2 protein-coding genes (1 of these 2 cut by a window edge) are annotated in these 14,268 nt (G+C 64.3%); both read left to right on the top strand.

All coding sequences use genetic code 11. The features are described from left to right. Positions 1 to 11,041: the 3' portion of a non-ribosomal peptide synthase/polyketide synthase gene (locus QLG12_RS25190; RefSeq protein ID WP_282475404.1), read on the top strand. The gene continues 2,486 nt to the left of window position 1, outside the view; only the last 11,041 of its 13,527 coding nucleotides appear in the window; its start codon lies beyond the left edge, outside the window; the stop codon is at positions 11,039 to 11,041. Then, positions 11,038 to 14,268, top strand: coding sequence for an amino acid adenylation domain-containing protein (locus tag QLG12_RS25185; RefSeq protein WP_282475403.1), 3,231 nt, complete (start codon positions 11,038 to 11,040; stop codon positions 14,266 to 14,268). The genes QLG12_RS25190 and QLG12_RS25185 overlap by 4 nt, the downstream gene beginning before the upstream one ends.

Genomic DNA, 14,268 nt, shown 5'->3' with positions numbered 1-14,268 from the left:
CACCGCGCTGTACATTCTTGGCAGTGATCTGGAACTCAATCCGCTCGGCGCGCCGGGCGAATTGTTGATCGGTGGCGAAGGCCTGGCGCGGGGGTACTTCCAGCGTCCTGCGCTGACCGCCGAACGCTTTGTGCCGGACCCGTTCTCAAGCACCGGCGAGCGTCTGTATCGCACCGGTGACCTGACCCGTTACCGCGCCGAAGGCGTGATCGAATACATCGGGCGGATCGACCATCAGGTGAAAATCCGTGGTTTCCGCATTGAGCTGGGCGAAATCGAAGCGCGCCTGCTGGCGCTCGACAGCGTGCGCGAAACCGTGGTCGTCGCCCAGGACGGCCCGACCGGCCCGCAGCTGGTGGGCTATGTGGTGCCTGCGTCCGGCGAAGCGCTGGATGCCGATGGCGAAGCCGCGTTGCGCGCTGCACTGAAGGCCAGCCTCAAGGCTGAGCTGCCGGAATACATGGTGCCGGCGCATGTGCTGTTCCTCGCGCAACTGCCGCTGACCCCCAACGGCAAAGTCGACCGCAAGGCCTTGCCGGCGCCCGACGCCAGCCAATTGCAGTCGACCTACATCTCGCCGCAGACCGCCACCCAGCACACCGTTGCCGAGATCTGGCAAGCGGTGCTGAAACTGGAGCAGGTGGGCCTGGGCGACAACTTCTTCGAACTCGGCGGCCATTCGCTGCTGGTGACTCAAGTCGTATCGCGAGTGCGTCAGGCGCTCAACGTGCAAGTGCCGCTGCGCACCTTGTTCGAACACAGCACGCTGGTGGATTTCGTCGCCGCCCTCGGCGTCGAGCAGGCCCATCAAGAGCCGCCGATTGTTGCGTTGCCGCGTCTGCAACCGCTGACGCTGTCCTACGCTCAGGAACGCCAGTGGTTCCTCTGGCAACTGGAGCCGACCAGCACCGCTTACCACGTGCCGGCCGCACTGCGCTTGCGCGGCGAACTGGACCTGCCGGCGTTGCAGCGCAGCTTCGATGCGCTGATCGCCCGTCACGAATCCCTGCGCACCTGCTTTGTCGAAGAGCAGGGCAAGACCCTGCAAGTTATTCAGGCCCAGGCATCGCTGGACATCGCCGTCGAAACCATCGACCGCGAGCTGGACGATTCCGCGCTGCAAGCCTTGGTCGCTGCCGAAACCCTGCACCTGTTCGACTTGCAGAGAGGCCCGCTGCTGCGGGTCAAACTGCTGCGTCTGGCCGCCGATGACCACGCGCTGATCATCACCTTGCACCACATCGTCTCCGACGGCTGGTCGATGGGGATCATGGTCAACGAACTGGTGGCGTTGTATGCCGCCCACAGCGAAGGCAAGACTGCGCAATTGCCGGCATTGCCGGTGCAGTATGCCGACTACGCCGTGTGGCAGCGCCAGTGGATGGATGCCGGTGAACGCGAGCGCCAACTGAATTACTGGACCGCGCAACTGGGCGATGGCGACCAGCCGTTGCTGGAGCTGCCGACCGACCGTCCGCGTCCGCCGGAGCAAAGCTACCGGGGCGCGCGTCAGGACATCCCGCTGAGCGCCGAACTGGCCGCCGGCCTCAAGCAGGTCGCGCAACGGGAAAACGTCACCCTGTTCGCGCTGCTGCTGGCGTCGTTCCAGACCCTGCTTCACCGCTACAGCGGTCAGGCCGACATTCGTGTCGGCGTGCCGGTGGCCAACCGCAACCGGGTCGAGACCGAAGGCCTGATCGGCTTCTTCGTCAACACGCAAGTGCTGAAGGCCGAGTTCGATAGCCAGCAGAGCTTTCGCAGCCTGCTGCAGCAAGTGAAAAACGCCGTGCTCGGTGCCCAGGCCCATCAGGACCTGCCGTTCGAGCAACTGGTCGATGCGCTGCAACCGGAGCGCAGTCTGAGCCACAGTCCGCTGTTCCAGGTGCTGCACAACCACCAGAGCCAGACCCGTCAGGCGCAGGGCGCAACGCGTCTGTCGAAGATCGAGATCGAAGGCCTGAGCTGGGTGTCGCACACCGCGCAGTTCGACCTGACCCTCGACACCTTCGAATCGGCGGACAACGTCTGGGCGGAGCTGACCTACGCCACTGACCTGTTCGACGCGGTGACCATGGAACGTCTGGCACAGCACTGGACGAATCTGCTGCACGGGATCGTCGCCGATTGCACCCAGCGCATCGCCGAGCTGCCGCTGCATGACGCGGCCGAACGTGAGGCCACGCTGTTGCAATGGAACCCGGCCGTGGCCGATTTCCCGAGCGAGGTATGCCTGCATCAACTGATCGAAGCGCAGGCCGCGCGGGCGCCGCAAGCGGTGGCCGTGACCTATGGCGAACAGAGCCTGAGCTACTTTGAGCTCAACAGCCGCGCCAACCAGTTGGCCCACAAGCTGATTGCCAGCGGTGTCGGGCCGGACGTGCGCGTCGGTCTGGCGGTGGAGCGCAGCCTGGAAATGCTCGTCGGCCTGCTGGCGATTCTCAAGGCCGGCGGCGCCTATGTGCCGCTCGACCCGACGTATCCGGAAGATCGTCTGGCCTACATGATCGGCGACAGTGGCATCAGCCTGCTGCTGACCCAGAGTCATCTGCTCGGCCGTCTGCCGGTGCCGGACTCGGTGCGCAGCGTGATGCTCGATCAGGAGCGCGACGGCCTCGAAGGCTATAGCGACAGCAACCCGCAGGTGTCCATGAGCCCGGACAACCTGGCTTACGTGATTTACACCTCCGGTTCCACCGGCCAGCCGAAAGGCACCTTGCTCGCCCATCACAACGTGCTGCGCCTGTTCAAGGCCACCGATGCCTGGTTCGATTTCGGCCCGCGGGATGTCTGGAGCCTGTTCCATTCCTACGCGTTCGACTTCTCGGTCTGGGAAATCTTCGGTGCGCTGCTGTACGGCGGCAAACTGGTGGTGGTGCCGTACGAGACCAGCCGTTCGCCGGAAGATTTCTACGCCTTGCTGTGCCGTGAAGGGATCACCGTCCTCAACCAGACGCCGTCGGCGTTCAAGCAACTGATGCAAGTGGCGTGCGCCCCGGAACACGCGGCGGCGCAGCCGGCCCTGCGTTACGTGGTGTTCGGCGGCGAGGCGCTGGAGGTCAAGAGCCTGCGCCCATGGTTCGAGCGCTTCGGCGATCAGGCCCCGCAACTGATCAACATGTACGGCATCACCGAAACCACGGTTCACGTGACCTACCGGCCGATCTCCCTGGCCGACCTGCAACGCGACGCCAGCAGCCCGATCGGCGAGCCGATCCCGGACCTGTCCTGGTATTTGCTCGACGGCGACCTGAACCCGGTGGCCAAGGGTTGCATCGGCGAGCTGTACGTCGGCCGTGCCGGTCTGGCCCGGGGGTATCTGAACCGTCCGGACCTGACCACGCTGCGCTTCATTCCCGATCCGTTTGCCGCCGATGGCGGGCGTCTGTACCGCACCGGCGACCTGGCGCGTTATCGCGCCGACGGCGTGATCGAATACGTCGGCCGGATCGACCATCAGGTAAAGATTCGCGGCTTCCGCATCGAGCTCGGCGAGATCGAAGCGCAGTTGCTCGAACAGTCCGCCGTGCGTCAGGCCGTGGTGCTGGCGCAGCCGGGCCTCAGTGGTCAGCAACTGGTGGCGTACCTGGTGCCGAGCGAGGCTGCATTACTCAATGCCGACGCTGCCGAACAGGGCCAGTGGCGTGACAGCGTGCGGGCCGCGCTCAAGGAAAACCTGCCGGATCACATGATCCCGGCGCACCTATTGCTGCTCGAACAATTGCCGTTGACCGCCAATGGCAAACTCAACCGCAGTGCCTTGCCGTCCCCGGATGCGAGTCAGGCGCAGCAGACTTATCAGGCACCGCAAAGCAAGTTGGAGCAGCGTCTGGCCGAGATCTGGCAGGACGTGCTGAAGCTGCCGCAAGTAGGTCTGAACGACAATTTCTTCGAGCTGGGCGGCGATTCGATCATCTCGATTCAAGTGGTCAGCCGCGCCCGTCAGGCCGGCATCCGTCTGAATCCCAAAGACCTGTTCCAGCACCAGACCGTGCAGCGTCTGGCGCTGGTCGCGCAGCTCGGCGAAAGCGAGTCGACCATCGATCAGCAACCGGTCACCGGCCCGGCGTTGCTGCTGCCGATCCAGCAGCAGTTCTTCGAGGACGAAATCCCCGAGCGTCACCACTGGAACCAGTCGGTGCTGCTCAAGCCACGTCAGCCGCTGGCGGCGGAAAAGGTCGAACAAGCGTTGCGCGCGCTGGTCATCCATCACGATGCCTTGCGCCTGAGCTTCAGCCAGCAAGGCAGCGTCTGGCAGGCCGAACACCTGGCGGTCGACGCCTTGCCGCAAAATCTGCTCTGGCAGGAAGCCATTGCCGACATCACCGATCTTGAAGCGTTGGGCAACCGCGCCCAGCGCAGCCTCGACCTGCAAAACGGCCCGCTGCTACGGGCGGTGCTGGCGAATCTGGCCGATGGCAGCCAACGCCTGTTGCTGGTGATCCATCACCTGGCGGTGGACGGCGTGTCGTGGCGGATTCTGCTGGAAGACCTGCAAACCGCTTATCAGCAAGCCATCAACGGTCAGGCCCTGAGCCTGCCGGCCAAGACCAGTGCCTTCAAGGACTGGAGCGAACACTTGCAGCGCTACGCCAACAGCCCGGCATTGCAGGAAGAACTGGCGTACTGGCAGGCCTGCCTGAGCGATGTCAGCACCGACTTGCCGTGCAAGCGTGTCGACGCCGGCCAGCAGAACCGTCTGGCGCAGACCGTACAGACTCGCCTCAGCGCGGAGCTGACCCGGCAGCTGTTGCAAGAAGCCCCGGCGGCCTATCGCACCCAGGTCAACGACCTGCTGCTGACCGCACTGGCTCGAGTGATCGGGCGCTGGAGCGGGCAGCCGTCGACGCTGATTCAACTGGAAGGTCACGGTCGCGAAGAGCTGTTCGACGGCGTCGACCTGACCCGCACCGTGGGCTGGTTCACCAGCCTGTTCCCGGTGCGTCTGACCCCGGCCGAAGGCGCGGGCGACTCGATCAAGCGGATCAAGGAGCAACTGCGCTCGATCCCGAACAAGGGCATCGGTTTCGGTGCGCTGCGTCACCTCGGTGATGCCGAGGCGCAAAGCAGCCTGAAGGCGTTGCCGACCCCGCGCATCACCTTCAACTACCTCGGTCAGTTCGACGGCAGCTTCGAAGCCGATGACGGCGCACTGTTCGCGCCGGCCCCGGACAATGCCGGTCTGGAACAAAGCCCGGATGCGCCGCTGGGCAACTGGCTGACCCTCAACGGTCAGGTGTATGGCGGCGAATTGAGTGTCGGCTGGACCTTCAGTGAAGAGCGTTTCGACAGCGCCACCATTGAAGCGTTGGCCCGCGACTACGCCGATGAACTCGCCGCGCTGATCGCTCACTGCCTGACGCCAGGCGTGGAAGGCCTGACCCCGTCGGACTTCCCGCTGGCGGGTCTGACTCAGGCTCAGCTCGACGGTTTGCCGACTTCGCCGCGTCTGGTCGAAGACATTTATCCACTGTCGCCGATGCAGCAGGGCATGTTGTTCCACACCCTCTACGCGCAGCAGTCGGGCGATTACATCAATCAGATGTGCGTGGCCGTGGACGGTTTGCAGGTCGAGCGTTTCCGCGAGGCCTGGCAAGCGGCGATGGACAGCCATGACGTGCTGCGCAGCGGTTTCGTCTGGGAAGGTGATCTGCCCCATGCGCTGCAAGTGGTGCACAAGGGGTTGCAGGTGCCGTTCAGCGTGCTCGACTGGCGTGAGCGCAGCGATCTGCAACAGGCCCTGAGCGAGCTGGAACGTGCGCAGCGTCAGCAAGGTTTTGACCTGCACGCGGCGCCGTTGCTGCGGTTGGTGGTGGTGCGGGTGGCGGACGAGCGCTTCCATCTGATTTACACCTCGCACCACATTCTGATGGACGGCTGGAGCAACTCGCAGTTGCTCGGCGAAGTCCTGCAGCGCTACCACGGCCAGGCGCCGGTGAGCGGTGCCGGGCGCTATCGCGATTACATCCAGTGGCTGGCGCAGCAGGACGCGCAGGTCACGGAGCTCTTCTGGAAGGGCCAGTTGGCCGACTTCGACATGCCGACCTATCTGGCCGATGCGGTGCCGCACAGCGCGGACAGCTCAGTGGCAGGCCAGGGCGAGCATCTGCTCACGCTCGACAGTCGCGCGACCGCTGAACTCAACCGTTTTGCCCGTGTGCAAAAGGTCACGGTCAACACCCTGGTGCAGGCCGCGTGGCTGTTGCTGTTGCAGCGCTACACCGGGCAGGACACGGTCGCGTTCGGCGCCACGGTGTCGGGGCGTCCGGCGCAGTTGAGCGGCGTCGAAGGCCAGATCGGTCTGTTCATCAACACCTTGCCGATCATCGCCAGCCCCCGTGCCGAACAGCCGTTGTCGCAATGGCTGCAACAGGTGCAGGCGCAGAATCTGCTGCTGCGCGAGCAGGAACACACGCCGCTGTTCGACATTCAGCGCTGGGCCGGGCAGAGCGGGGAGGCGTTGTTCGACAACATTCTGGTGTTCGAGAACTACCCGATTGCCGAAGCCTTGCAGCAGGCCGCATCGGATGACTTGCGCTTCGGCGAGGTCGACCGTTACGAGCAGACCAACTATCCGCTGACGTTGATGGTCAACCTCGACCAACAGCTGACCGTGCACTTCAGCTATCAGCGCACAAGCTTTGCCGCCGAGACCGTGGTCAAACTGGCCGCGCAGCTGCAACAGCTGCTGACGCGCCTCGACCTCAGCGCCGAAGGCTGCCTGGGCGAATGGAACCTGCTGGAAGCGGCGGACGAGCAACGGATCGTGCATGACTGGAATCCTGTGGAAGCCAACCCTCTCGAAGCGCTGTGCATCCACCAGGCCATCGAGCGTCAGGTGGCTGCCCAGCCGGACGCGCGGGCCGTGACCTTCGGTCATCAGTCGTTCACTTATGCCGACATCGACACCCGGGCCAATCGCCTGGCTCACCGTTTGATCGACTGCGGGGTCGGCCCGGAAGTGCGGGTCGGCGTGGCCATGCAGCGTTCCGATCAGTTGTTGGTGGCGCTGCTGGCGGTGCTCAAGGCCGGCGGCACCTACGTACCGCTGGACCCTGATTACCCGGCGGATCGTGTCGCTTACATGCTCGAAGACAGCCGCGCCCGGGTGCTGCTGACTGAAACCGAGGTGGCTGCGATCCTGACGGTCGGTGGCGATACGCAAGTGTTGCTTCTGGATCAACTGGACCTGTCGGCCAACAGTGCGATTGCGCCGGTCACGGACGTGTGCGCGGACAATCTCGCTTACGTGATCTACACCTCCGGTTCCACCGGCAAGCCGAAGGGTGTTTCGATCACCCACAGCAACGTAATGGCGCTGAGCGACTGGTCGAAGAACACCTACAGCCGCGATGACATTCAAGGCGTGCTGGCTTCGACCTCGGTGTGTTTCGATCTGTCGGTGTGGGAGCTGTTTGTCACCCTGGCCAATGGCGGCTCGCTGATCATCGCCCGCAACGCCCTTGAACTGCCGCAACTGCCGGCCCGCGATCAGGTGCGCCTGATCAATACCGTGCCGTCGGCGATCAATGCCTTGCAGGACGCGGGCGACATTCCGGCGGGGGTGCGGCTCATCAACCTGTGCGGCGAAGCGCTGAAGCAGAATCTGGTGGACTTGCTCTACAAACAGGCGAGCATCGAAGACGTCATCGACCTGTACGGCCCGTCGGAAGACACCGTTTATTCCACCTGGACCCGTCGTGAGGCGGGCGGCAAGGCCAACATCGGTCGGGCGATGGCGCGCACCGCCAGTTACGTGCTGGGAGGCGATCTGCAACCGGCGCCACTGGGCGTGTCGGCCGAGCTTTACCTGGCCGGTGCCGGTCTCAGCCGAGGCTATCTGGGCCGGGCGGCGATGACCGCCGAGAAGTTCGTGCCCAACCCGTTCGCCGGCCATGGCGAGCGCATGTACCGCACCGGCGACCTGACCCGTTATCAGGCCGACGGCACCTTGCAGTACGTCGGGCGTATCGACCATCAGGTGAAGGTGCGCGGTTTCCGTATCGAGCTGGGTGAAATCGAAGCCCGTCTGTTGCAGATCGAGCGTGTCACCCAGGCACTCGTGGTCGCGCAACCGATCGCTTCCAGCCATCAACTGGTGGCGTACGTGGTGATGGACGGCGCGGCGGTGGGGAACGCCGATGCTGCCGCACAAATCTTGCTGCGCGAAGACTTGAAGACGCAGCTCAAGGTGAACCTGCCTGACTACATGATCCCGGCGCACCTGTTGTTCCTCGCCAGCCTGCCGCTGACGCCGAACGGCAAGATTGATCGCAAGGCCTTGCCGGGCGTCGAGAGCGTGGTTTCGGCCGGGGACTTCGTGGCGCCGGTCGGTGAGCTGGAACAGCAGATCGCAGTAATCTGGCAGAACGTGCTGGAGCTCGATCAGGTAAGCCGCGAAGATCACTTCTTCGAGCTGGGCGGGCATTCGTTGCTGGCCACTCAGGCCGTGTCGCGTTTGCGCCAGTTGAGCACCGGCACGCTGGGTCTGCGGGATCTGTTCAACCATCCGCGCCTCAAGGATCTGGCGGCGTGGATGAGCCAGGCTCAGGCGCCGACGGCTACCGACGCTGGCAGCCAGGCCTTGCCGCTCAAGGCCTTTGGCGCCAAGTCGACGGCACCGTTGTCGCTGGTGCAGCGCCGCTTGTGGGTCGCCGAGCAGTTGTCCGGCGGCAGTTCGGCGTACGGTATGCCGCTGGCCTTGCGCCTGCGCGGCGAGCTGTCGAGCGAGCGGTTCATCAGCAGCTTCGCCGAGGTGGTGCGCCGTCATGAGGTGCTGCGTACCGCGTATTCCCAGGACGATGAAGGTGATCCGATCGCCTTGATCGCCGAGCAGGTCGACGTCGATTTCCCGGTGCTCGATCTGTCCGGTCTGTCGCGCAGTGCCCAGGAAGAGCAGGTGGCGCAGGCGGTGCTGGACAACGCGCGCACGCCGATCGACCTGGAGCAGGCGCCGCTGTGGCGCGGGCGCATCCTGCACCTCTCGCCGACCGAGCATGTGTTGCTGTTCTCGATGCACCACATCATCTCCGACGGTTGGTCGATGGGTGTGCTGGTCAACGAGCTGGTGCAGATCTACGAACTGAGCAAGGCGGGCGACAACACGCCGTTGCCGACGCTGGACGTGCAGTACTCCGACTTCGCCCTGTGGCAACAGGAACTGGAGCGCGCAGGCGTTCTCGGGCAGCAGGCGGCTTACTGGAAAGAGCGGCTCGACGGTTACAGCGGGCAGCTGAACCTGCCACTGGACAAGCCGCGAGGGGCGGTGGCGTCGTACGACGGTGATGCGGTGCAGTTCCGTCTGCCGGCGGAGCTGAGCCAGGGCTTGCGCAAGGTCTCCAACGACGCCGGGGTGACGCTGTACAGCACGCTGCTGGCGTCGTTCCAGGTGCTGTTGCATCGGTTCAGCGGGGGTGACGATGTGCTGGTCGGCGCGGACGTCGCCGGGCGTGAACAGCCGGAACTGGAGCGTCTGATCGGCTTCTTCGTCAACGTGTTGCCGCTGCGTTCGCGCTTCGAGGCGCACAGCGCGTTCTCGAACTTCCTCGCCCGCACGCAGGACAACCTGCTCGGGGCGCTGGAGCATCAGGACCTGCCGCTGGACATGATCGTCGAAAGCTGTGGCGTGCCGCGTCACAAGGGCATGAACCCGCTGGTGCAGGTGTTGTTCGTGATGAACAACCTGCCGGGGCGCACGCAATCGATGGGGGGCTTGAGTGTTGAACCGCTGGCGGCGTTGCAGACCCATTCTAAATTCGACATGGCATTGTTCGTTGACGAAGAAGAAGGGCAATTGCTGGGTAATTGGCAATTCGCCACAACCTTGTTCGGACACGAGCGCATTCAGTACCTGGTGCAGGCCTGGATAGCCCTGTTGGAACAGATCGTCGCTGATCAGGACATTCAATTGGGAGCTATCAGCATGCCAGTCGACAATTTCGCAGTGGCCGCCAAACCCGCTGCGCCCGGACCCAAGGCCGACAAACTGGGCAAGTTCCTCAAGCGCGGCGCCGCCCCGGAGGCCAAGGTTCGCCCGGCCCCGGTACGCGAATCGCTGATCGCGGCACCCCAGCCGTTCCCGCTGCTGGTGGAGCCGAACGAGCCGCAACTGGATTTGATCGAATGGATCAAGCACAACCGGCCGCTGATCGAAGAAAAACTCGCCACCCACGCCGGCATCCTGTTCCGTGGTTTCGAACTCGATGGCATTCAGGGTTTCGAGGCGTTCGCCGAAGCGATTCAGCCGGGCCTGTACGGCCAGTACGGCGACCTGCCGAAGAAGGAGGGCGGCAAGAACACCTACCGCTCTACGCCTTACCCGGAACGCAAGATGATCCTGTTCCACAACGAGAGCTCCCATCAGGACCGCTGGCCGCGCAAGCAGATGTTCTATTGCGAGGTGGCCGCACCGGTGGGCGGTGCGACGCCGGTGGTGGATTGCCGGTTGATGTACGAAAAACTGCCGGCCGACCTGCGTGACAAGTTCGAGTCCAAGGGCCTGCTGTATGTGCGTACGTTCACCGACAACCTCGATGTGTCGTGGCAACACTTCTTCAAGACCGAAGACCGCGCCGAAGTCGAAGCCCGTTGCCGGGCCGGCGGCATCGAGTGGCGCTGGCTGGAGAACAACGAACTGCAAACCCGCACACCGGGGCCGGCGATCATTCGTCACCCAATCACGGGCGCCAAGTCGTTCTTCAATCAGGTGCAGTTGCACCACATCTACTGGCTGGAGCCGGATGTGCGCGAGGACCTGTTGTCGATGTTCGGTCCCGAGCGCATGCCGCGTCACGTGTACTACGGCGACGGCACCCCGATCGAAGACGAAGTGATGCAGCGCATCGGCGAACTGTACGAAGAGTGCGCCGTGCGTTTCGACTGGCAGAAAGGCGATGCGATCCTGCTCGACAACATGCTCGTGGCCCATGCCCGTGATCCGTTCGAGGGGCCGCGCAAGATTGTCGTGGCGATGGGCGACATGTACGACCACAGCAGTCTTGAACCTGCGTCGGCCGCAGTGAAAACCGAGGAAACCGGAGCATGAACGAGGTCATGATGGACGCGCAGGAAAGCGGATTCGCCCTGACGCCCGAGCAACAGGCGCTGCTGGAGCAACTGCCGAACACGGCGACCTGCGGTGAGGCATTGCGCTGGTTGAGCGTGACCCTGGAGGGCGACCTCGATCCGCAGCGCTTGCAGGCCGCTTTCGATACGCTGCTGGCGCAACAGCCGATGCTGCTGGCGCAATTGAGCAAGGTTGCCGGTTTCCATGGCTTGCGCCAGAGCGCGATTCCGGCCAGCCGTTTTCCGCTGACGATTCAGGCAACCGAGCAGGGTGTCGAGGAAGTCCGGGCGCAGATCGACGTGTCGATGGGCCGCGCTTTTGTGGTCGGCGAATCGGCGGGTGTCCAGGCGATGCTTTATCGACTGGCGCCGCAGCAATGGCAGTGCCTGATCGGTATCGCTCGCCACAGCGCTGATGCGCAATCGCTGAATCTGCTGCTGGAGCAGGTACAGCAAGCCTACGCCGGTGTTGAGTCTGCCGGAGATGAAGTGCCGGGCGAGTTCAGCCAGTACCTGGAATGGCGCAGCGAAGTGGTGCTCGACGAGGATGCGACCACGGCGCGGGCTTACTGGCAACAACAGCTGCAAGGCGCTCAGGTGGACATCGCCACGCCGTGGCTGGCCGCCCGCAGCGCCGGTCAGGCCACGGCAGCGGCCGACACACGTCTGTCGCTGACGCTACAGCCGGCACAACGCGCAGGCTTGCAGGCCCTGGCCGAGCAGCTCGGCCAGCCCGTCGCCACGCTGTTGCAAGGTGCGTGGTGGGTGTTGCTGGGCCGCTTGAGCGGGCTTGAGCAGGCGCTGGTCGGGGTACGCCACGACAGCCGCAGCGACTATGAATACTTCGCCGGCGCCGTGGGCGTTTTCGAGAAAACCTTGTCGCTGTCCGTGTCGTTGCCGGCCGGGGCGGCCTTCAGCGCCTGGCTGGTGGAACTGGCTGCGCGTCTCGAAGAACACCGCACCTGGCAGGAATACTGGACCCCGGATCTTGCCCCGGACGCAGCGCGCCCGGCATACGGCTTTACCGTTGGCCAGGCCGTGCGCAGCGGCAACAGCGGCGGTTTGCGCTGGACGGTTTCGCAAGCCTTGCCAGTGCAGCCGGATGCCTTTGAATGCTTGTTGCAGGTGCAACTGGACGACGCACAGCAACTGGCGGCGGTGGATCTGCTTTATGCGAGTTCGCGATATTCGCCGGCAGCAGCGAGCGTGGTGCTGGAGCAGTTCGGCGTTCTGCTGGATTCGATCCTCGCCGCTCCGCACACTCCGCTGGCGCAGCTCAACCTGCTCGGTCATGCCGAAGAACAGCGTCTGCTGGCCCTCAATCCGTCAGCGCAGGCACTGGCCGACAGCCGATATCTGCCGCAGCGCATCGCCGACCTGATGCGGGATACCCCGGACGCCATTGCCCTGACCGACGCCGGTCAGTCATTGAGTTACGGCCAGTTGCAGGTTCGGGTCGACAACGTCGCGCAGGGCCTCAAGGCACAAGGATTGGGCGAGGGCGCGATCGTCGCGCTGGCGCTGCCGCGTTCGGCGGATCTGGTGATCGCCATGCTGGCGAGCTGGCGCATCGGTGCGGCCTATCTGCCGCTGGATGTGCAATGGCCGCAGGCACGTCAGGCCTTGATGCTGGAGCAGGCCGGCGCTGCACTGCTGCTGACCGACGCCGCGCATCTGCCGGCCTGGCTGGGTCAGCCGTACAAGGCGTTGACTGTGGTTGATGTCGGCCAGTCGAGCGCAGCGTTGCCGGCGCTCGCCACCCAAGGCCACGACATTGCGTATGTGCTGTTTACCTCTGGCTCCACCGGTGTACCAAAAGGCGTGGTGATCGAGCATCGTCAATTGCTCAACTACACGGCTCAGGCCAGTCAGGCGTTGGGGCTGGAACGGTGCCGCCACGTCGGTTTCAGTTCGACGGTGGCGGCGGACCTGGGCAACACCGCGTTGTTCGGTGCGTTGTTCAACGGCGCCACGCTGCACGTTGCCAGCGATGAGCAGATGCAGGACGGTGCGCTGTTTGCCGAGTACCTGCAACAGCAGCAGATCGACTGCCTGAAGATCGTGCCGTCGCACCTCGCCGCGCTGCTCGACAGCGAGCGGGCAATCCTGCCGCGAACGCTGGTGCTGGGTGGCGAGCCGATTGCCACGGCCCTTATCGAACGCATCGCGCGCTTGCGCAGCGACTGCCGGGTGTTCAACCACTACGGTCCTACCGAAGCGACGGTCGGGGTCATGGTTCATCCGCTGGATCTGCACGGCGCTGCCGGCGATTGTTCGGCGCTGACTCAGGTGCTGGGCAACAACCAGGTTTACGTGCTGGACGCGCAGTTGCGTCTGGCGCCGGTCGGTGTGCTGGGCGAGCTGTACCTGGGCGGTGCACAGTTGTGCCGTGGCTACCTGAATGCCGAGGCTGATGAGCAGACGTTCATTCAGAGCCCGTTTGATCCGGCGCAGCGTCTGTATCGCAGCGGCGACCTGGCGCGCTATCGCGTGGACGGCGGCATTCAGTTGCACGGTCGGCGCGATCAGCAGGTCAAGGTGCGTGGCTTCCGCATTGAACTGGCGGAGATCGAAGCCGAGCTGCTGCGTCTGGCGCCGGTGGCCGAAGCACTGGTGCTGCCGGCCGCATCGGCCGAGCAGGGATTGCTGGCCTTTGTCGTCGCGCATCAGGGCCTGTCGGCGGGTTTGCTGGACGCCGCACGCGCCGAACTGAGCGCTCGTCTGCCCGGCGTGATGGTGCCGCAGCATCTGCAACTGATCGACCGTTTCCCACGGTTGGCCAACGGCAAGATCGACCGTAAGGCATTGCAGCAAATGGCGGGCAGGGCGGCGGACGACGAAGGTGTCGCACCGCGCGATGCACTCGAGCAATTGCTGGCCTCGCGCATGGCGCAGTTGCTCGGGCTCGAGCGGCTGGGCGTTGATCGCGATTTCTTTGCCGCCGGTGGCCATTCGTTGCTGGTGATCAAGCTGGTGGCCGGGATTCGCAAGTTGTTGCAGTGCGAAGTTCATCCGGGGCTGGTCTTCGATCATCCGACCGTGGCGGCGTTGGCCATGGCGTTGCGGGCGGTGGAAAGCACCCCGGGCCAGTTGGAGAAAATGGCCCAGGTACGCCTGCGCATGGACGCAATGAGCCCCGAGGAAAAGGCCCGCCTGGCCGAGCAGGCGCGGCAGCTGCAAGCCGCCAAGGCTGCGCAAGGCAGCTGA

It is taken from the genome of Pseudomonas sp. V88_4 (genome assembly GCF_029967985.1).
GTDB classification, from domain to species: Bacteria; Pseudomonadota; Gammaproteobacteria; order Pseudomonadales; family Pseudomonadaceae; genus Aquipseudomonas; species Aquipseudomonas glycinae.
Note: the sequence above shows the minus strand (reverse complement) of the source record. Positions and strands in the feature narration are given on the sequence as shown.